Genomic DNA, 19,336 nt, shown 5'->3' with positions numbered 1-19,336 from the left:
GGCTTTGATGGATATTTTAACCTTTTTTCAACAGTTAATTAATGGCGTAAGCCTTGGGAGCATGTACGCTCTCATTGCGATTGGCTATACGATGGTTTATGGGGTCTTGCGCCTCATAAACTTCGCGCACGCGGATGTGATGATGGTGGGCGCTTTTTTAGTGTTTTTTGGGGTCTCTAGCTTTGCTCTCCCTTTTTGGGCGGCTGCATTGCTTTCGATTCTTTTTTCAGCGCTTCTTGGAGTGGTGATCGACAAGATTGCCTACAAACCCTTAAGAAACGCCCCCCGAATCTCCATGCTCATCACGGCTATTGGTGTGAGCTTTTTCTTGGAGAACATCTTCAACGTCTTTTTTGGAAGCACTCCCAAATCCTTTGAGGCTCCCGCTTTTTTCAATGAGACCCTCTCGCTTTCGCATCTCGTTTTGACCCATATCGCTCTGATTGTTCCTTTGGTGACGCTCCTTCTTTTGGGGATCTTGCTCTATGTGCTCTATCGCACCAAGCAAGGGATGGCCATTAGAGCGGTGGCGTTTGATGTGAACACCGTGAGGCTCATGGGGGTGGATGCCAATCAAATTATCTCTATCGTCTTTATCATGGGAAGTGCTCTAGCGGCCGTGGGAGGGATTTTTTATGCGATTAGCTACCCCACCATTGATCCGCTAATGGGGGTTCTTATTGGCCTTAAGGCGTTTGCAGCCGCGGTTTTGGGCGGGATTGGAAGCGTGACGGGCGCAGTGCTTGGAGGATTTATCCTTGGATTCACTGAGGTGGTTGTGGTGGCGCTATTTCCTGAATTAAGCGGCTATAAGGATGCCTTTGCCTTCCTCTTTTTAATTCTAGTGCTTCTCTTTAGACCTGTGGGAATCATGGGGGATGAGCGCTTGGAGAGGAGTCGATTCTAATGGAGAAGATTTTCAAACCTCAAAATTCGATTCAGACCCTTTTCCTTCATGCGATTCTCTATGCGCTTTTGATCTCTTGGCTATGGATGAGTCAGAACTATTTCAATGACTACATCTTAAGAATCATGAATAACATCTTCATTTTCGCGATTCTAGCGGTGAGTTATAACCTCATTAATGGAGTCACGGGTCAGCTCTCTTTGGAGCCCAATGGCTTTGTGGCAGTGGGAGCCTATATCACCTCCATCATGCTCCTAAGTCCTGAGGCAAAGCTGGATATGTATCAGCTCGCCGATCCCCACGCACTGGTGCTTTGGATGAGCTCTAGCTTCATTCCTGCGCTCCTAGCTAGCGGGGTTTGTGCGGCTCTTTTGGCACTTCTGCTCTCCTTCCCTGTCTTTAGAGTGAGGGGCGATTATCTAGCGATTGTGACGCTAGGGTTTGGATTCATCATCAAGATTTTGGCGGTGAACAACCCCCAAATCACCAACGGAGCGATTGGACTCAACGAGATTCCTCAAATCACTAACATCTACTGGAGTGGAATCATCGCTCTGGCGGCAACGATCTTGATTCTGCAAATTGTCTATTCAAAGTTTGGACGCGCGATGAAAGCCGTGAGGGATGATGAGGATGCGGCGATTGCGATGGGGATTGACACCTTTAGAATCAAAACCTGCGCTTTCACCACGAGCGCCTTTTTGGAGGGAATCGGCGGAGGGTTGCTTGCCGCGCTCCTCACTACGATCTCTCCTGATCTTTTTGATTTTATGCTCACCTTCCAGCTTCTCATCATCATCGTGCTTGGGGGCCTAGGGAGCACTAGCGGAGCTATTTTGGGGGCGATTATTGTCATTGGCGGGGGCGAGTGGCTACGATTCCTCGATCAGCCCCTCTCCTTTTTTGGACAAGATCTTGGCACCTATCCGGGTCTTAGAATGGTTATTTTCTCGGTCATTTTGCTCATTCTCATGCTTTTTGCGAGAGAGGGAATCATGGGCAAAAAAGAGCTGTGGGAGCTCTTTAGAAGGAGGCGCTCATGAAGATTTTAGAAGTTTCTAGCGCCGTGATGCAGTTTGGCGGATTAAGAGCGATTGATGGCGTGAGCTTCTCTATTGAATCGGGAGAGATTTTTGGACTCATTGGGCCCAATGGGGCAGGCAAAACGACTATGTTTAACATCATCACCGCTAACTACAAGCCCACTTCGGGGAGCGTGAAGCTCCTAGAAGAGGAGATCACTCGATATAAGCCTAATAAAATCGTCACCAAGGGAATCGCGCGAACCTTTCAAAACATTCGCCTTTTTGAGAGCATGAGCGTGCTAGAGAATGTTTTGATTGGCTTTCACGCCTCCATGCGCTATAGCTTTATTGAGGCGGCATTTCGCTTTGGTCGATTCTTCTCCGAAGAGAAAAAGGCAAGAGAGAAGGCGATGGAGATTCTCCGCTATATCGGAATCGAAGAGTTCGCCTCGATGAAGGCCACCAATCTTAGCTATGGGAATCAGCGCAAGGTCGAGATCGCCAGAGCTCTTGCCACCTCGCCAAAGCTTCTGCTCCTTGATGAGCCAGCCGCGGGGATGAATCCCAAGGAGACCGAGGAGCTGGCCGAGCTTATTTTTCGGATGAAAGAGGATTTTGGATTGAGTGTCCTTTTGATTGAGCATGATATGCCTTTTGTCAATCGTCTTTGCGATCGCGTCTTGGTATTGGATTATGGCAAGATGCTCTTTAGCGGCACGCCGCATGAAGCGATTAACGATGAGCACGTGATCGCTGCTTATTTGGGGGATATTGCCAATGTTGAAGATTAAAGGACTCCATGTCTATTATGGGCTCATTGAGGGGCTTAAAGGGGTGGATTTCCACATCGAAGAGCATGAAATTGTCACCCTCATTGGAAGCAATGGGGCGGGCAAAACCTCCACGCTTGGCGCGATCGTCAATTCGGTCAAAACCAAAGGAGAGGTGGAGTTTTTTGGAGCGAACATCTCTAAGCTCCCCACGCATAAGATCATCCAGCGAGGAATCGCACTCGTGCCAGAGGGAAGAAAGGTCTTCATCAACCTCACCATTGAAGAGAATCTTCGCATGGGAGCCTACAACAATGATGAAAATTTCGAGCGCATGCGGGATCGAATGTATGAGCTTTTCCCTCGTTTAAAAGAGCGATGTGCGCAGTTGGCGGGTACGATGAGCGGAGGAGAGCAGCAGATGCTAGCCATCGCTAGAGCGCTCATGGGAGAGCCTAAACTTTTGATGCTCGATGAGCCAAGCTTAGGGCTGGCCCCCAAGATCGTGGGAGAGCTTTTTGACACGATCACACGACTAAGAAGTGAGGGAATCACGATCTTGCTCGTGGAGCAAAATGCCTTTGCTGCGCTCAAAGTCGCCGATAGAGCCTATGTCCTAGAAAATGGCAAGGTGGTTTTGAGTGACGCTGCTTCTAATCTCCTTCATAACGCCGAGATCAAAAAGCGCTACCTTGGAGGTTGAGATTCTTCTTCTTGCCCTCTTGGGGGCGGGAATCATTCTGCTTCTCTTCTTTCTTCAGCGAACAAGAAATGAGCTTTTGTCGCAAAAACTCCAAAACGATCTATCCCAGCAACAGCTCTCCACCCTCAAAGAGGAGAAGCGACTTTTAGAGGGGCGATTAGAGGAGCGCCAAAAGGAGGAGAATCGCTATATTGCGCAAATCTCTTCGCTGGAGACTACGCTTCAAAAAGAGCGTGAGATGCTTTTGGAGAAGGAGCGGTTTTTGACTCAGACCCAAGAGCGGCTCAAGCTTGAGTTTGGCGAGCTGGCGCAAAAGTTCCTCGAGGAGAAGGGTGAGCGCCTAGGGCAAAAGCAGAATGAGACCCTGGGGCTGATTCTTAAGCCCCTCAGCGAGCAGATCAAAACCTTTCGTCAAAAAGTGGAAGAGACTCATGCCAAAGAGATGGAGGGGCGAGCGGTTTTGGAGAATGAGATCAAGAATCTCAAGGCACTCAATCTCAAAATCTCTGAAGAGGCACTCCATCTAGCCCAAGCGCTCAAGGGCGAGAGCAAGACGCAGGGGAGCTGGGGCGAGATGATTTTGGAGAAGATTTTGGAGGATTCGGGGCTCTCCAAGGGGCGAGAGTATGAGGTGCAGACGAGCTTCAAAAGTGAAGAGGGGCGGCTTTTGCGTCCTGATGTGATTGTCCACCTCCCGGAGAATCGCGATGTAGTGATCGATTCGAAGGCCTCGCTCACCGCCTATGAGCGCTTCATCCATTCGCAGCAGCCTCAAGACATTGCCGAGCATATCCGCTCCATCAAGAATCACCTCAAAGAGCTCTCCTCTAAGAGCTACGATTCTCTCCTTAAAGAGCGAAGTCTTGATTTTGTGCTGATGTTCATTCCTATTGAGGGAGCCTTCATTGAGGCGTTGCGACACGATCCTAGGCTTTTTGTGGAGGCCTATGAGAAGAACATCATTCTAGTGAGCCCCTCCACGCTCTTGGTGACTTTGCGAACCATTCACCATATTTGGCGGTATGAACGACAGAGTCAAAATGCCGAAGAGATCGCTAGAGAGGCGGGCAGTATGTATGACAAGCTGGTTGGATTCACCGAGGATTTCTTAAAGATTGGAGAGCAGATCGAAAAGAGCGAGAAAATCTACAGCGAAGCACTAGCCAAGCTCAAAGAGGGCAAAGGGAATCTGATACGGCGTGCTGAGCGACTCAGGGAGCTGGGGGTGAAGAGCAAAAAGAGTTTAGATTCTCGCCTTGATTCTCTAGGAGATTAGGGACGAGAAGTCCACTCCTAGGCGCGTTTTTCCCTCTTTGGAGGAGAGAAAAAGGGGAAGATGGTAGCTCAAGGTGATCTCCTTGATGATGCTAAGTCCGATACCAAGGCCGCTCGCCCCCTTGGAAGAGGGGTGGAATCGATAGTAGCGCTCAAAGATTTTCTCTCCCTCTTCTTGTGGAATCTCCGCCCCCTCATTTTGGACATAGAGCCACCCCTCTTTTTGGACAATCAGCTCAATGGAAGTGCCCGCATGGGCATACTTGATGGCATTGGAGAGTAGATTGTCAATGATTCGCTCCGCTAGCACCTCATCCATCTTGATCTCTAAGGAGTGCAGGGTGGTTTGGATAAAAAGAGCGCGGTTGTTGGCGAGCTCTTCAAAGTAGAGTGCCCTAGAGCGTGCCAACTCTCCCAAATCAAAGAATCGATCCTCTTGGTGGCGAATATCTTTAAAAAAGAGATAGGAGAGGTCACTATAGAGGTGCTCAATCTGTTTGGCGATGAGGAGCAATCGGGAGATCTTTTTTTCATCCACCTCTCCTTTTTGAAGAGATTTAGCCGTGGCAAGCAGGGCAGTTAGGGGTGTGTTGAGCTCGTGTGTGGCGTTTTTGATGAAAGAGTCGATGCGCTTTATCTCCTCTTTGATAGGGCGCAAAAAGAGGCGTGAAAGCAGATAGGAGAAGAGCCCCAAAAGAAGGGCTAAGAGGGCAAATCCCAAGAGCAGATAGCCCTTAAGGCTCTCAAGGCTTTGGAGGTTTTTCTCCATGGAGAGGACAATGTGATCGATGCCTAAATGCCCAAAGGCTGAGTCGTTCACCACATACAAAAGCCCCTCGATCTCCCCTCGCCGAATCGTGAGATCAAAAGGGGCTTCAAGTCCTGCGATTCTTCTTCCTTCAATATCATAAAGGGTGAGATGGGCATCGATGGGGTGATGGAGTGCGGTAAGGGTTTGACCGTGCATATGGGCCAAGACAATCTCTTTGGCGATCTCGCCCGCCTCCACCTCAAGCCTCAAATAGGCGCTCTCTAGGAGAGATTTTTGGCTATTTTGGTAGAAGAGGGCGATGATGATTCCTAGCAAGAGAAGCGTGGAGCCAAGATAGAGTCCAAGGAAGCGTAAAAGCGAGCCTCTCTCATACTCAACCAAAGCGATACCCCAAGCCTCGAATATTTTGGATAAGCTCATCTCCTAGGAGTTTGCGAAGGCTTTTGATGTGGCTTCGTAAGGTGGAGGGGGTGGGCGTCTCTTCATACCTCCAAATGTTGGCGATGATCTCAGCGGGCGTGAGTGTTTTTCCGCGATTTTGGAGGAAGAGAGAGAATATCTCCGCCTCTTTTTTGCGCAACGAAAAGCTCTTGCCTTGGAGGATGAGAAGGTTGCGATTGGCTAAAAAGGTGATTCCAGGGGCGACCTCCTCCTCTTCGCCTAGGCCAAAGAGGTTAGAGAGGTTTTGGATTCTTGCATCCAGCTCATCAAGATCAAAAGGCTTGCGAATGTAGTCGTGCGCACCCGCTTCAAAGCCTGCCTTGAGGTCTTTGGAGCTGTTTTGAGAGGTGATGAAGATAGCAGGGGTTTTAAAGCCAAGCGTGCGGAGATTTTTAAGAAGTTCTAGACCGTTTAGGCCTGGAACTTGAATATCGAGGAGCCAGAGGTCAAATCGCTCTTTAAGGAGGCACTCTTCAGCCGCCAGCCCCTCTTGAAGAAGTGTCACCTCAAAGCGCTTTTGGAGGTGTTCTTCTAAAATCTCGCCAAGAAGGGGGTCGTCCTCAAGAATAAAGATTCTACGCATCTTCTCCCTTGGCAAAGTGAAGAATCATCTCAATGTGGCGCTCGATTCCTTGGAATTGGTGATTTCCTCCCTCCTCAATGATATTTTTTGCCTTAGGGAATCGTTTGAGGGCATCAAGATAGTTAAGGAGCTCATCCCCTTTTTGGAGGAGCAGAAGGAGCTTGGATTCGTCGGGGTGGGGAGTGTAGAGCGTTTTGAGCTCCTCTAGGTGGGCGTGCGTCCAAAGGAATCGCTCCTTGGTGGAGTAGTTGATTATTTCACCGATGGCGAGTTTGAGCGTTTCATAGGGGGTAATGGCGGGATTGATGAGAATCGCTTTGAGATTATAGAGCCAAGAGAGCTGGGTTGCATAATAGCCCCCCAAAGAGGCGCCAATGAGGGTTAGCTCCTCTTTTTGAGCGAGACTCTCATCGACGAGTTGGCGAAGGGTTTGAAATGCCAGAGAGGGAACATAAGAGAGGGTGGGCGTCATCACCTCATAAGGTGCAAGCCCCGCCTTAAGCGCTTTGGCCTTATGGCTCTCCCCGCTGCTAGCAAAGCCATGAATGTAGAGAAAGTGCACTTAGACCCCTTTGGCGCGGCGCTTGGTGATGCTCTCGCCTCCCACGCCCCAGTTGTCTGTTGGCACCTCCTCAATCACCACCACGGTGGTGGCAGGATTTTTACCCAGCTCCTTTTGAAGAAGCTCTGTGACACCTTGGATGAGGCGCTCTTTTTGTTCAGGGGTCGCCCCCTCTTGGGTGATTTTGATGTTCACATAGGGCATGGGAATCCTTTAAGCGTTCTTGGGTGAAAATGAGGAATATTATACACTAAACGCTCAAGGAGGAGCCGATGCAAGTGAGCCTTAATACCGCGTTCCCTTCTCTTCATGAGACGCAAAAACATCAAAAAAGTGCCGTGAGCCTGACCCCTGCCATCACCGAGGTGATCAAGTCTAACAACGAACGGCTAGAGAGTCAACCTTTTGGGTTTGTCGAGCCAAGCAGTATGAAGCTACGGCCGGAGAACATGAAGGGGAACATCACCGATAAGAGCGTCTAGATTCGTTTCGCACCACTCTTGGCATAGGTTATAGACGCTCTCTAGGCTTTTGAGGTCATAGATAGTGTAGGCATCAATTCCGCTAGGCTCTAGATAGAGAGAGCAGAGTTTGGAGCGCTCTAGGATATTAGAATAAAATTGCAAAAAGAGCGCGCGCTTGGCGATGGAGACCATGGAGTGGCTGTGAAAGGGGCGATTTGGGTTGACATTGATTCCAATGATGGGGAGATTCTCCTCCAAAAAGGGCTCTATGGGGAGGTTGTTCATGATTCCCCCATCCGCCCCCATCCGCCCCTCCATCTCTACGGGTCGCATAAAAGGGGAGATGGAGCTAGAGGCAATGACCGCCTTGGCTATGTTCCCTTCGCTTAAGAAAAAAGGTCGCCCCTCTTTGAGATCCACCACGCAGACATATAGAGGCAAAGAGAGCTCACTAAACTCTTTGATTCCAAGAATCTTCTCCAAATAGGCCTCTCCGCGCTTAAGATGAAAGAGTCCACCTTGGCTCATTTTGAAGGCAAAGAGGCGCACAAAGTTGGTCTTTAAGAGGAGATCATAGCACTCCTTGGGGCTTTTGCCGCTGGCAAGCAGTGAACCTACGATCGCTCCTCCGCTGGAGCCTGAAATAGCCCTGATCTCAAAACCCCGCTCTAGGAGGGCGGAGATGATGGCGAGATGTCCGATGGCGCGAGTGCCGCCGCCTGAGAGGACAAGATTGATCGGTTGTTTTTGGCTCATGGGGGCTCGCTTTTGAGTGAAATCTAGGCATAATTTAAACATATTTTGGCGCTCAAAACGACTACAAGCCAAGCCAAACTTCCAAAAAGGAAAAAGATGGAGATAGAAAAAGAGAACGGCTCAAAGCGTCTTGCTGTACTTATTGATGCTGATAACGCCCAAGCGAGCGTGCTTGGCGAGCTTTTAGCGGAGATTTCTAAGTATGGGACGCTCAATATCAAGCGAGCCTATGGGGATTGGACGAGCAGCAATCTCAAAAGCTGGAAGGAGCATCTGCATAAATACGCCATCGCCCCTATTCAGCAGTTTAACTACACTAGCGGCAAAAATGCGACTGATTCGGCGCTCATCATTGATGCGATGGATCTGCTTCATGATGCGCCTTTGGAGGGGTTTTGCCTCGTCTCCTCGGATAGTGATTTCACGCGTTTAGCCACAAGAATTCGAGAATCGGGGCTAGTCGTCTATGGCTTTGGAGAGAAGAAGACTCCCGAGGCGTTTGTGGCGGCGTGCGATAAGTTCATCTACACAGAGATCCTGCGTCAAGAGGAGCAAAGACGCCCTGAGAGCAGCTGGAATGATTCATGGAGCAAGAGCGAATCCAAGGCACTCAAAAGCATCATTCAGCCTGCGATTAAAGCCACCATGAAAGAGGATGATTGGGTGCCTTTGGCGAGCATTGGACTCTATATTTCCAAGAATCATCCTGCTTTTGATCCGCGAAACTATGGATATGACAAGCTTGGCAGGCTGATTGAGACGCTTGATTTTGTTGAGCTAAAGAAGATTCCTTTCAAAGATGGCTCCTCCAACACCCATGTGATGGTTCGTTTAAGGTCTTAGGAGTGTGAAGAATCTAAAATACCTAGTCGCTCTTTTGGTGGTTATTTCGATCCTTTTGGCTTTGGCGTGGGATTATCATAAAGGGTCGATTTTTCCTGATAGGGGAGCGTATGAGGCGCTCTATCAAGACTATTTCTCCAAGGCGCAGGGGGTGGATTGTGCCTATTTTGGGCGTGATCGGCTGGAGTGGATGAGGCGCACGATGAAGGATGTTGAGGGCTTCGAGGCTCCCAAGGAGAAAGCGGTCTATCTCAAAGATAAACTTCGCTACTACGATGATATCGCCTACAGGCACAAAAGCTCCATCGCTTATCTCATCGAGGATGCTAAGCGTGAGCTACAAAAGTGCCAAGAGGGAGAGATGACTCCAAAGAGCCCCTTTTTTGAGAGGAATCGAGAGTATTATCTGCGTGAGATGGGGAGGCTTTTTCCTCTATATGAGAGGCTGGCGCTGTTTAATGACGAGAAACTAGAGCGAGATAGAGCGCTTGGAATCACACGCGATTATTGGGCGCAATTCCAGGGGGCTGTGGAGGCTTGTCAGAAGATTCGCCAAGAGAATGACCATGGTCCCTCGATACTCTATATTCTTGATGGTGGAAGCGGCAAGGATGTGCCTTTGGATGATTACGAGACAAGGGTGCTAGAGCGGCTCATAGAGGAGCGCGTGGGAGAGGGGGATTGGCAGGGGGCGAGTGAGCGATTTATTGCCTTGATCACCTTTCAAATTGAGGAGACAAATGTCTATCTAGATAGGACAAAAGAGACGCTAGAGCAATACGCCGACTTTCTCAAAAAGAGCCCGCTCTCCCCAAGGGATGAGCTTGCAAGGCTTCGCGAGGAGATCAAGAATCTCAGGCGTCCTGATAGTTATGAGAGAAAAATCAAGGCGCAAGAGAGGCATATAAAGAGGGTGGGGGAGCTAATCGAATCGTTCTAGAATGGACTAAGAGGAGCGAGAATCCTAAAAGAGAACTCTTTGGGATAATAGGAGAGCTGATGGCCAGAGTGCTTAAGAAGGGCTCGACTTAAGAGGAGAAGAGAGGATCGAAGAGGTAAGGATTCGCCTCCAAGAGAGGGGGAGGGATGGAGTTTAACCTGAATTTGGAGGAGGTTTGACTGGAGTTTAAGCTCCCAGATCAAAGATTCTCCCCCATTGGCTTGATGAAGAAGGAGGAGGGAGAGGGCAAAGAGGGCTTTTTGAAAATCATGCTTTAATCCAAAGAGCTCCAATGATTCCCCCTGTTGGACACAAGAGACGATCCCCTTGGCTTTCAAATCTCCCTCTAGGAGTTGGAGGATTTTGGAGATTTCGGCATGAGGTCGAAAAAGGGAGGGATGGGTGTCGTTTTGGGCTAGGTCGCAAAATCGAGCGATCTGTTGGCTTATGAGATCAACCTCTTTTAGAATCGCTTTTTGCAAGGATTGAATCCTCGTAAGAGAGGGGAGCTTTCCTTCTGGGTCGTCTAGGTTTTCGGCTAGGCAGGTGATAAGCTGTAGAGATTCTCTCCACTCATTGGCGATCCTTGTCGCGGCTTGACTGACAAGGTGGGCTTCGCCTTCAAGAAGCAGGGAGTGTCGCAAGGGGAATTGAGTCATAATTCGCCTTTGGGGGTTGTTCTAGCTTGAAAATAGTAGATATTTAAAAGAAAATAATCCCTAATTCTATCTTATAAAAAGGTAAATATTACTGAATTTATATAAACTTTATGGAAATGTTCCTTTGTTGTGGCCTCATGATGGAATGAGTAAATTTTGCCCAAAAAGGGGGCAAGCATGACTCAACGAGATATGGCTGGATACTTGGGGGTGGACACGAAGACACTCTATAATTGGCGTAAGGAGAAGCCTAACCTCTATAAAACGATTCTCTTGGGATTTAAATTCATGGAGGCAGTGGAGGAATCAAGAAAGAGTTACGAGAAACTCAAGCGCTTAGGTGAGGAGCTTGGAGCTAAAAGCTCCAAGCCCTGAGGTTACATTCGCTCAATCATGACTTGGGCAAATTCGGAGCATTTCACCTCTTTGGCGCCCTCCATCAAGCGGGCAAAGTCGTAAGTGACATTTTTGGATTCGATCGCCTTTTTCATGGAGGAGACGACGAGGTCGGCCGCCTCGATCCAGCCCATGTGGCGCAGCATCATCTCTGCACTTAGGATAAGAGAGCCGGGGTTGACCTTGTCAAGTCCAGCGTATTTGGGCGCGGTTCCATGAGTCGCCTCAAACATCGCCACGCTATCATTGAGGTTGGCACCAGGAGCGATCCCGATTCCTCCAACCATCGCAGCGAGCGCGTCAGAGATATAGTCGCCATTGAGATTCATGGTGGCAATGACATCATATTCAGCAGGGCGCAAGAGAATCTGCTGCAAGAAGGCATCAGCAATGACGTCTTTGATGATGATCTCTTTGCCTGTTTTTGGGTTTTTCATGGAGCACCAAGGACCTCCATCGATCTCGGTCGCGCCAAATTCTCGTTTGAGCAGCTCATAACCCCACTTCATGAATCCGCCCTCGGTGAATTTCATGATGTTGCCTTTGTGAACAAAGGTGAGGGAGGCGCGGTCGTTGTCGATAGCGTATTGGATGGCTTTTCTGATGAGACGCTCACTCCCCTCTTTGCTCACGGGCTTGATTCCGATGGCGCTTGTTTTGGGGAATCGAATCTTTTTCACCTCCATTTCGTTTTGGAGGAATTGGATCACTTTGTTGGCCTCTTTGCTCTCGGCGGCAAACTCGATTCCCGCGTAGATATCCTCACTATTTTCGCGATAGATCACCATATCGACCTTGTGAGGCTCTTTGACAGGGCTGGGGCTGCCATACCAGCGCACAGGGCGGAGGCAGACATAGAGATCCATCATCTGGCGCAAGGCAACATTCAGGCTGCGAAATCCTTCGCCCACGGGCGTGGTTAGAGGGCCTTTGATGGAGACCTTGAAGTAGTTGATTGCATCAATCGTATCAGGGAGGAGCCACTGATCCATCGGAGAGAGGCTCTTTTCATTTTTAAACTTTTCATAGCACTTCTCGCCCGTGTAGACCTCATACCATGCGATTTTTCTTTTGCCTCCATAGGCCTTGTTCACCGCAGCGTCCACAACACTTTTCATCGCTGGCGTGATATCCATGCCAATGCCATCGCCCTCAATGTAGGGGATAATGGGGTGATCAGGGACCTGGAGGATTCCCTCAGGGGTGAGGGTGATTGCCTCGCCTTCGGTGGGCAAGGGGAGAAATCGGGGATTGTAGCCTTCAAAATTAGCCATGCGCGCTCCTTGTGGTTTGAAACTTTTGCCTCAAAGTGTATCAAGAACTCCAATATTTTTTTCTTACGCTCGCGCCATTCAGCAAATTCTTGAAAAAGTTTAAATATACTTAAACTCATAGAGGGTTCAGTTTGGTATCGAATTGAATTGACTTTTTACCGAGGAGAATCTTGCATGGGCACAGTCACTTTCACGAATAACGAAACGGGCGAAAAATTTGAATTTGAAATTCTCAACCCCACGCGAGGTCCGCAGTTGGTCGATTTTTCGAAGTTTTATGAGACAACAGGAATGTTCACCTTTGACCCTGGCTATGGTTCGACCGCCAACTGTAAATCAGAGATCAGTTTTGTGGATGGAAAAAAGGGTGAGCTGGTCTACTATGGACACCCTATCGAAGAGCTGGTGGAGAAGTATAAGTTTGTTGATGTCATTAAACTGCTCATTGGAAATGGCTATATCTTTCCCACCAAAGAGGAATCGGATCAATTTGAGCGTGAGCTAGTGCGCCGCTCCTACATCCACGAGGGGCTCCGAAAGATTATCGATGCTTTTCCTGATGGCGCTCATCCGATGGCGAATCTCTCCTCATCCGTTTCCGCGCTCTCGACTTTCTACTACGATCATATCGACATGGAGTATGAGGCAGAGTATCAGACGATGGCACGAAGAATCATCGCCAAAACCCCCACGCTAGCAGCCTTTGCCTATCGAAGCTCTGTGGGATCACCTTTTGTCTATCCTGATGCAGACCGCGGCTATGTGGAAAACTTCCTTTATATGCTTAGAGCCTATCCTCATGGAAAGCTTAAAGAGGAGATTTCACCCATTGAAGTGAGTGCGCTTGATACGATCTTTATGCTTCATGCTGACCATGGTCAAAACGCCTCTACGGCCACAGTGCGCAATGTTGCTAGTACGGGAGTCCACCCCTATGCGGCTCTATCAGCGGGCTTGAGCGCACTTTGGGGCAAGGCTCATGGAGGGGCGAACGAATCGGTTATGGATCAGCTTGAGATGATTGGCGATGTTAAAAATGTTGATCGCTACATTGCCAAAGCCAAAGACAAAAACGACTCCTTTAGATTGATGGGCTTTGGCCATCGAGTCTATAAGAGCTATGATCCAAGGGCTAGAATTCTCAGAAAACTCAAAGACGATCTAGACCAAAAAGGGGTCAAGATGAATCAGCGCCTCGTGGAGATTGCCGAGAAGATCGAAGAGGTGGCGACGCAAGATGAATATTTTCTCTCCAGGAGTCTCTACCCCAATGTTGATTTCTACTCAGGAATCATCCTCACAGCGCTTAAGATTCCAAAGAGCATGTTCACGCCCATTTTCGCCATCGGAAGGATGCCTGGGTGGTGTGGGCAAGTTTTAGAGCTGCTTCAAGAGCCCAATGTCAAAATCACGCGTCCCCGACAGATGTATGTCGGAAAATAACGAAACAATTTTGGAGTGAATCAATCAATGCAAAACGAGTGGAATCCGCAAAGCTGGAGAGAGAAGCCTATCCGCCAGCAACCAACCTATAAAGATAGAGAGCATCTAAAGAATATTGAGCGCGAGCTTAAGCAGTATCCCCCTTTGGTCTTCGCTGGAGAGGCTAGATCGCTCAAAAAGCGACTTGCTGATGTGACGGAGGGGCGAGCGTTTTTGCTCCAAGGGGGTGATTGCGCGGAGAGTTTTTCGGAGTTCAATGCGATCAACATCCGCGATATGTTCAAAGTGATTTTGCAAATGGCGGTGGTTTTGACCTTTGCGGGGAGCTGCCCGATCGTCAAAGTGGGGCGCTTGGCGGGGCAGTTTGCCAAGCCAAGGTCAAGTGATGAAGAGGTGATGGATGGCGTGAGCTTACCCAGCTATCGCGGAGATATTATCAATAGCATAGAGTTCACTCCTGAGGCGCGTGAGCCCAATCCCAAGCGAATGCTCAAGGCCTACAACCAATCTGCGGCTACCCTGAATCTCATTCGTGCCTTTGCCCAAGGGGGATTGGCAGATTTGCACGAGGTGCATCGCTGGAATCTAGGCTTTATTGAGAGCTCGTTTGGAGAGAGGTATCAAGCCCTCTGCGATCGCATCACAGAGACGCTCTCTTTTATGGAGGCGTGCGGAATCACCTCAGCCACCACTCCCATGCTCCATGAGACGGAGTTTTATACTTCTCACGAAGCCCTTTTGCTCAACTACGAAGAGGCACTCACGAGAAAAGATAGTCTTACAGGCGACTGGTATGACTGCTCGGCGCATATGCTTTGGATTGGAGAGCGCACTAGAGAGCTAGAGGGCGCGCACATGGAGTTTTTACGAGGGGTTAACAATCCTGTGGGCGTGAAGGTTGGGCCTGGCGCAACCAAAGAGGAGCTTCTTGGAATCTGTGACATTCTCAATCCCCTCAATGAGGCAGGGCGATTGAATTTCATCGTGAGGATGGGCGCTGAAAAGATCGGTGAAAAGCTTCCTGCACTCCTTAGAATCATCAAAGAGGAAGGACGCAAGGTGCTGTGGAGTATTGACCCCATGCATGGCAACACGGTCAAAGCCAGCAGTGGCTACAAGACTAGAGCCTTCAATCAAGTCCTCTCTGAAGTGCGCTCGTTCTTTGATATTCACAAGGCAGAAGGCACCTATGCGGGGGGAATTCACCTAGAGATGACGGGTCAGGATGTAACAGAGTGCATCGGTGGAAGCCAAAAGATCACCGAAGAGGGTCTAGCGTGCAATTACAACACGCAGTGCGACCCAAGATTGAATGCGACTCAGGCGCTTGAACTTGCCTTTTTGATCGCGGAGATTTTGAAAAAACGCTAAGAATCGAAAAGGATTCTTAGCTTTGGGCTTTGCCAATGGCGCAGGAGATGAAGCTCTTGGCCTTGGTGAAGAATCCGTTCTCATCACCTACCACGGGATAGCCAAGCTCTTTGAGCTTTTTTTTCAGTGCCTCTTCTTGGGCGTCTTCGATCTCTAGGGTGAGACTCTTTTGCTCCACATCCACTTCGACTTCTCCAAACTCCTCTTTCAGCGCTTCTTTGACGCGATTGGCGCAACCTCCGCACTTCACATTCATCACTTCAAAACTCTTCTTCATGAGAATCTCTCCTGTTTTTTGGATTACTTTAGCGTGAAATGGTTAAGAATCTCCTAACACTTGAGAGGCAGCCGCCAAAACCTCTTGAGGGGCGAGGAGGGTCATGCAGTGATGATGCCCAAGGGGGCAGATGCGCTTTTTGCATGGGGCGCAGGGAAGGTGCTTGGAGAGGAGCAGGGTCTCGCTCATGGGCTTCCATGGTGAAGTCTCTTTGGAATCAGTGGGTCCAAAGAGGGCGATGAGGGGAATCCCAAGTGCGCAAGCTAGATGCATGGGGCCACTATCGTTGGTGATGAAGAGATCAAGCGTGCCAATCACATCGATAAGTTGGCTAAGGTCAGTCTGGGCGGTGAGGTCTAGAAGCAGGGGGGAGGGCTCAAGAGATCGCAAGATGCGCTCATTCCCCTCTCTCTCGCCCTCACCTCCGAAAAGCATCACTCCATAGCCCTCTTGGAGGAGCGAAGAGATGAGGTGAGCAAAATGCGCCTCTGGCCATCGCTTTGCACTTCCATAGGCGGCTCCAGGGTTGATTCCGATAAGTTTGGGAACAGGGAGGGGCTTGGGGCGGGGCTGGTGGGTGATATTGAGGGAGGGAATCTCGCTAAGAGCGCCGATGAGTGGCTCAAGAAGTTTGGCGTAGCGCTCCACCTGATGAAGCGAAGAGGGGGTCTGGAGGGAATCGCTCAGCAAAAAAGAGCGCCACTCTTTAGCATAACCAAGGCGCCTTGGGGTGCGGGTGAGAAAGAGGAGCAGGGCGGAGAGGAAGTTGTTTTGAAAAGTGAGGGCGATATCATGTCTGCCAGCGCGTCTGGCGATATGAAGAATCCCTTTGAGACGGCTTTTGGCCTTTTTGCTATCATCGACAATGAGGCGCGATACTCTAGAATCTCGCTCAAAAAGAGCGCACGAGACAGGGGAGCCGATGTAGGTGAATTGGGCGTGAGGGAAGCGATCATGCAGGAGCTCCAAGGCTGGGGTCGCCATCACGGCATCTCCAAGCCAGGTGGGAAGCCTAACCAAAATCTTCATGGATGACCTTCGTGTGTTTGCCAAATTATACAATTTTTACCTTTAGGGCGCTAAAATAGGGGATTTCAAACCCATTGGAGAGACATGAAAGAGCAGGCATTGATCACCCCAAGAACGCTGAGTGGCTTTAAAGATCGACTTCCCCAAGAGGCAATGGCGAAAAGTCGGCTTTTGCGCACAGTGAGCGAAGTTTTTGAAGGGTTTGGGTTCGTGCCCATCGAGACGCCCCATCTAGAGTATGCAGAGATACTTGTGAAGCAGGGGAGTGATGAAATTCAAAAAGAGCTCTATCGATTTTTCGATCATGGCGGAAGGGATGTAGCACTTAGATTTGATCAGACCGTGCCTTTGGCTCGTTTCATCTCTCAGCATCGCAATGCGCTAGGACTTCCCTTTAAGCGCTATGCTATTGGGAATGTTTTCCGTGGAGAACGAGCGCAGAGGGGTCGCTATCGTGAATTCACTCAATGTGACTTTGACTTTATCGGGAGCGAATCCATTGGAAGCGATGCAGAGATTATCCAGGTGATCTATGCCTCTCTCAAGGCTCTTGGTATTGAGCGTTTCACTATCTCGATGAATAATCGCAAAATCCTCAATGGAATCTGCGACTATTTTGGGGTCAAAGAGCAAACGAGTGATGTTTTGCGTATTATCGATAAGCTCGATAAGATTGGCGAAGAGAGCGTGATCAAGGAGCTTGTTGAGGAGCTTGGGTTGAGTCAAGAGAGCGCTAGAGGAATCTTGGGATTCACCTCTTTGAAGCAAGAGAGGAGTAGCGAGGAGTTTTTTGCCAAGGTGGCTTCTTATGAGGGGCTCAGCGATTCGCTCCGAGAGGGAATGGGCGAAATGAGAGCGCTCTATGCGATCTTGGATACGCTAGAGATGGACAGGGCATGCTACAAGATCAACTTTTCTATCGCTAGAGGGCTTGGATACTACACAGGAATCGTCTATGAGACGACGCTAGATGCACTCCCTAGTATTGGTAGCGTCTGCTCAGGGGGAAGATACGATAATCTCACGCAGAGCTTCTCCAAAGAGCGCATGAGTGGCGTGGGAGCCTCTATTGGCGTGGATAGACTGCTCGCTGCGCTTGAGGAGCTGGGGTTGCTTGAGGGGCGGGGGACTTCGGCGCAGGTTTTGGTGGCGTGCATGGAGGAATCGCAGCTCGCCTATAGTTACAAGGTGGCGGAGAGGCTACGCACTCTTGGAATCAAGAGCGAGGTCTACCCTGAGGCGGTGAAGCCAAAGAGGTCGCTGGCCTATGCCAATAGCAAGGGACACCCCTATGTCGCGGTGATCGGTGAGGATGAGCTCAAGCAAGGGGTGGTCACACTCAAAGATATGCAATGGGGCGATCAAAAGCCCTGCATCTCAATCGAGGCGGCGGCGGAGATCCTTTTAGGCTAAATCAAAGGATTCTTCGCTACAATTTCGCCTCTTTTATATCTTCCATGCGCTCGTAGCTCAGCTGGATAGAGCAACAGGTTGCGGTCCTGTAGGTCGGGGATTCGAATTCCTCCGAGCGCACCACTTATAAAACTTCCGAATCGTACTGTGATCAGACAATTCAACCCTTGTGATAGGCTTTCGCCTGTGCGATTGAGTCTTCTTCCCACCATGTCGGCCTGCTTTAATTGGAAAAACAAGAAAAGGACATTCCCGAAGACGAAAGATGTGAACGATCTATGGGGAGGTGAGAAACTCGCCCGTTTTGATCGGAGCGAGGGCTTGAGCACTTTTGACCACCGTGCGGGCGATGTTCTCCAAAAGTGATTTCAATAGTGCCCCCTCTTCTGAGCTTCTGTGAGCGTCTTTTGAATGAATTTTAGTGCATCTATCCATGTGCCAGTGAATCGAACTCCGCTTTGTGGGTGGGTGAATTCGCACACCTCAAGAAAGCGTGAATCCATTTTGGATTCCTCAATTTGGGCGTTGGACACGTCGCAACTAAAAAGATAGAGAATTCTCTCTTTATTGGTGCGCCAAATCCCATAGTTGCCCAGTGGCTCATCGCCCCCTTCGTATTCTGGAGGCTCGCCACTTTCGCTGATGTCCCAGTTGTAGCAGTCGTTTTCAATGATTAGAGTCCTAGCCATTTTTGAATCCTTGTTAAGAGACTTAAGCGGTGTTCGACTTTGTCGAAGTAGGTGTGAGCCGTCCACTTGTCGTAGTATTTCGTGCTATCTGTGTCAGGCGGAAAGGCGGTGATGATTTTGCCATCACGACTGAGCACGACGAGCACACCGTTGCTGCCCAAGATAGTGCGCCTATCACCATGTTCATGGTGAACCCCCTCGCGGCTGATGTTTCCCATCGTTTCGCGCAAAAGCTCATCGACACTTCTGTATCTCGTCTTTTTGAGATGTTTGTTGAGAATTTTTTTATCAATCTCATCTCCCACCTCGTATTCTCTCCCAAACTCATCGAGTTTCATCTGTTTGACTTGAATGTCGCTCATTTGGCGCAATATCGTCCTGCATCCGAAATGATAGGGAGGGATTCCGAGATTGGCGGGGAGCTTGTGGCTCCACGCCCCTGCACGCTCAAGAGAGAGGTTGGTGGTTGTTTTGGCTTCATCGACGCTTTTGGCTTGGATGATTGAATTATACTGTTTTTTGAGATGAGAGAGGGGGATGACACGGAGGTGCATGGAGCGGCAAATGTTGGTCGTGCGCTCATCGATCTTGGCTACGACTTGCAGGTAGTCGTCCTCTTGCTCAATCGCCCTGGAGACTACGCCTAGATTGCGCCCTTGACGCAGGTGAAAATCAATCGCTGCCTTGCTTTTTCTTGGTTTCAAACTCCATCTGGGCGTAAAGAAACACACATTGTAATACAAA

23 protein-coding genes and 1 tRNA gene are annotated in these 19,336 nt (G+C 49.5%); 13 read left to right on the top strand and 11 right to left on the bottom strand.

What is annotated here, in order from left to right:
- Nucleotides 1-7 precede the first annotated feature (7 nt).
- Genes WS_RS07010 through WS_RS06990 form a run of 5 tightly spaced genes read left to right on the top strand, consistent with a single transcriptional unit; the run spans nucleotide 8 to nucleotide 4,681 of the window.
- On the top strand, nucleotides 8-907 hold the full coding sequence (locus tag WS_RS07010; protein WP_041571855.1) for a branched-chain amino acid ABC transporter permease: 900 nt from the start codon (nucleotides 8-10) through the stop codon (nucleotides 905-907).
- The gene (locus WS_RS07005) at nucleotides 907-1,950 is read left to right on the top strand and encodes a branched-chain amino acid ABC transporter permease (RefSeq protein ID WP_049770672.1); all 1,044 of its coding nucleotides are present in this window, start codon (nucleotides 907-909) and stop codon (nucleotides 1,948-1,950) included. The genes WS_RS07010 and WS_RS07005 overlap by 1 nt, the downstream gene beginning before the upstream one ends.
- Nucleotides 1,947-2,723, top strand: a complete 777-nt coding sequence (locus tag WS_RS07000) for an ABC transporter ATP-binding protein (protein ID WP_011139309.1) — start codon at nucleotides 1,947-1,949, stop codon at nucleotides 2,721-2,723. Before WS_RS07005 ends, WS_RS07000 begins: the two co-directional genes overlap by 4 nt.
- A complete protein-coding gene (locus WS_RS06995) occupies nucleotides 2,710-3,405 on the top strand; it encodes an ABC transporter ATP-binding protein (RefSeq protein ID WP_011139308.1) in 696 nt (231 codons plus the stop codon). Before WS_RS07000 ends, WS_RS06995 begins: the two co-directional genes overlap by 14 nt.
- Nucleotides 3,395-4,681, top strand: a complete 1,287-nt coding sequence (locus WS_RS06990) for a DNA recombination protein RmuC (RefSeq protein ID WP_049770671.1) — start codon at nucleotides 3,395-3,397, stop codon at nucleotides 4,679-4,681. Before WS_RS06995 ends, WS_RS06990 begins: the two co-directional genes overlap by 11 nt.
- On the opposite strand, the gene WS_RS06985 is transcribed toward WS_RS06990, so the two are convergent.
- The 4 genes from WS_RS06985 to WS_RS06970 are packed head-to-tail and all read right to left on the bottom strand — an operon-like array spanning nucleotide 4,670 to nucleotide 7,242.
- Nucleotides 4,670-5,872: a sensor histidine kinase gene (locus tag WS_RS06985; RefSeq protein WP_081454381.1), complete on the bottom strand. Its 1,203-nt coding sequence runs from the start codon at nucleotides 5,870-5,872 to the stop codon at nucleotides 4,670-4,672. The two genes, WS_RS06990 and WS_RS06985, sit on opposite strands and share 12 nt — an antisense overlap.
- Entirely contained in the window at nucleotides 5,826-6,476 is a 651-nt protein-coding gene (locus WS_RS06980; protein WP_011139305.1) for a response regulator transcription factor, read from the bottom strand. Before WS_RS06980 ends, WS_RS06985 begins: the two co-directional genes overlap by 47 nt.
- Nucleotides 6,469-7,038, bottom strand: a complete 570-nt coding sequence (locus tag WS_RS06975) for a YqiA/YcfP family alpha/beta fold hydrolase (RefSeq protein WP_011139304.1) — start codon at nucleotides 7,036-7,038, stop codon at nucleotides 6,469-6,471. The genes WS_RS06980 and WS_RS06975 overlap by 8 nt, the downstream gene beginning before the upstream one ends.
- A complete protein-coding gene (locus WS_RS06970; RefSeq protein WP_011139303.1) occupies nucleotides 7,039-7,242 on the bottom strand; it encodes a 2-hydroxymuconate tautomerase family protein in 204 nt (67 codons plus the stop codon).
- A gap of 68 nt (nucleotides 7,243-7,310) precedes the next feature.
- On the opposite strand from WS_RS06970, the gene WS_RS10935 reads away from it, so the two are divergent.
- Complete coding sequence (locus WS_RS10935; protein ID WP_129545309.1) at nucleotides 7,311-7,520, top strand: hypothetical protein; 210 nt, start codon at nucleotides 7,311-7,313, stop codon at nucleotides 7,518-7,520.
- On the opposite strand, the gene WS_RS06965 is transcribed toward WS_RS10935, so the two are convergent.
- Nucleotides 7,473-8,258 (bottom strand): patatin-like phospholipase family protein, encoded by a 786-nt coding sequence (locus WS_RS06965; RefSeq protein WP_049770670.1) that lies wholly within the window; start codon nucleotides 8,256-8,258, stop codon nucleotides 7,473-7,475. The two genes, WS_RS10935 and WS_RS06965, sit on opposite strands and share 48 nt — an antisense overlap.
- A 96-nt stretch (nucleotides 8,259-8,354) precedes the next feature.
- Between WS_RS06965 and WS_RS06960 the strand changes: the two genes are divergently transcribed.
- Together WS_RS06960 and WS_RS06955 are read left to right on the top strand one after the other, a co-directional pair.
- Nucleotides 8,355-9,101 carry an NYN domain-containing protein gene (locus WS_RS06960; RefSeq protein WP_011139301.1) on the top strand — a complete coding sequence of 249 codons (747 nt, stop codon included), beginning with the start codon at nucleotides 8,355-8,357 and terminating at the stop codon, nucleotides 9,099-9,101.
- A gap of 4 nt (nucleotides 9,102-9,105) precedes the next feature.
- Complete coding sequence (locus WS_RS06955; RefSeq protein WP_011139300.1) at nucleotides 9,106-10,041, top strand: hypothetical protein; 936 nt, start codon at nucleotides 9,106-9,108, stop codon at nucleotides 10,039-10,041.
- Here the strand turns inward: WS_RS06955 and WS_RS06950 are convergent.
- Nucleotides 10,038-10,700, bottom strand: coding sequence for a hypothetical protein (locus tag WS_RS06950; protein WP_011139299.1), 663 nt, complete (start codon nucleotides 10,698-10,700; stop codon nucleotides 10,038-10,040). The genes WS_RS06955 and WS_RS06950 overlap by 4 nt on opposite strands.
- Nucleotides 10,701-10,877: 177 nt before the next feature.
- Here WS_RS06950 and WS_RS06945 point away from each other — a divergent pair, with 177 nt between their 5' ends.
- On the top strand, nucleotides 10,878-11,075 hold the full coding sequence (locus WS_RS06945; protein WP_041571853.1) for a hypothetical protein: 198 nt from the start codon (nucleotides 10,878-10,880) through the stop codon (nucleotides 11,073-11,075).
- Nucleotides 11,076-11,077: 2 nt separating this feature from the next.
- On the opposite strand, the gene icd is transcribed toward WS_RS06945, so the two are convergent.
- Entirely contained in the window at nucleotides 11,078-12,370 is a 1,293-nt protein-coding gene (gene icd / locus WS_RS06940; protein ID WP_011139297.1) for an NADP-dependent isocitrate dehydrogenase, read from the bottom strand.
- A gap of 174 nt (nucleotides 12,371-12,544) precedes the next feature.
- On the opposite strand from icd, the gene WS_RS06935 reads away from it, so the two are divergent.
- Nucleotides 12,545-13,813: a citrate synthase gene (locus WS_RS06935; protein WP_011139296.1), complete on the top strand. Its 1,269-nt coding sequence runs from the start codon at nucleotides 12,545-12,547 to the stop codon at nucleotides 13,811-13,813.
- A gap of 27 nt (nucleotides 13,814-13,840) precedes the next feature.
- Nucleotides 13,841-15,184, top strand: a complete 1,344-nt coding sequence (locus WS_RS06930) for a class II 3-deoxy-7-phosphoheptulonate synthase (RefSeq protein ID WP_011139295.1) — start codon at nucleotides 13,841-13,843, stop codon at nucleotides 15,182-15,184.
- 16 nt (nucleotides 15,185-15,200) lie between these two features.
- On the opposite strand, the gene WS_RS06925 is transcribed toward WS_RS06930, so the two are convergent.
- Nucleotides 15,201-15,461 carry a heavy-metal-associated domain-containing protein gene (locus WS_RS06925; protein ID WP_011139294.1) on the bottom strand — a complete coding sequence of 87 codons (261 nt, stop codon included), beginning with the start codon at nucleotides 15,459-15,461 and terminating at the stop codon, nucleotides 15,201-15,203.
- Nucleotides 15,462-15,503: 42 nt separating this feature from the next.
- On the bottom strand, nucleotides 15,504-16,490 hold the full coding sequence (waaF, locus tag WS_RS06920) for a lipopolysaccharide heptosyltransferase II (RefSeq protein ID WP_011139293.1): 987 nt from the start codon (nucleotides 16,488-16,490) through the stop codon (nucleotides 15,504-15,506).
- 84 nt (nucleotides 16,491-16,574) lie between these two features.
- Here waaF and hisS point away from each other — a divergent pair, with 84 nt between their 5' ends.
- On the top strand, nucleotides 16,575-17,903 hold the full coding sequence (gene hisS, locus WS_RS06915) for a histidine--tRNA ligase (RefSeq protein ID WP_011139292.1): 1,329 nt from the start codon (nucleotides 16,575-16,577) through the stop codon (nucleotides 17,901-17,903).
- 46 nt (nucleotides 17,904-17,949) lie between these two features.
- Nucleotides 17,950-18,026: transfer RNA gene (locus tag WS_RS06910), tRNA-Arg, on the top strand.
- 245 nt (nucleotides 18,027-18,271) lie between these two features.
- On the opposite strand, the gene WS_RS06905 is transcribed toward WS_RS06910, so the two are convergent.
- Nucleotides 18,272-18,592 carry a hypothetical protein gene (locus WS_RS06905; protein WP_011139291.1) on the bottom strand — a complete coding sequence of 107 codons (321 nt, stop codon included), beginning with the start codon at nucleotides 18,590-18,592 and terminating at the stop codon, nucleotides 18,272-18,274.
- Nucleotides 18,577-19,296 (bottom strand): hypothetical protein, encoded by a 720-nt coding sequence (locus WS_RS06900; protein ID WP_041571852.1) that lies wholly within the window; start codon nucleotides 19,294-19,296, stop codon nucleotides 18,577-18,579. The genes WS_RS06905 and WS_RS06900 overlap by 16 nt, the downstream gene beginning before the upstream one ends.
- Nucleotides 19,297-19,336: the final 40 nt, after the last annotated feature.

The organism is Wolinella succinogenes DSM 1740, assembly GCF_000196135.1.
GTDB lineage: Bacteria > Campylobacterota > Campylobacteria > Campylobacterales > Helicobacteraceae > Wolinella > Wolinella succinogenes.
This window is presented reverse-complemented; position numbering and strand designations above follow the sequence as displayed.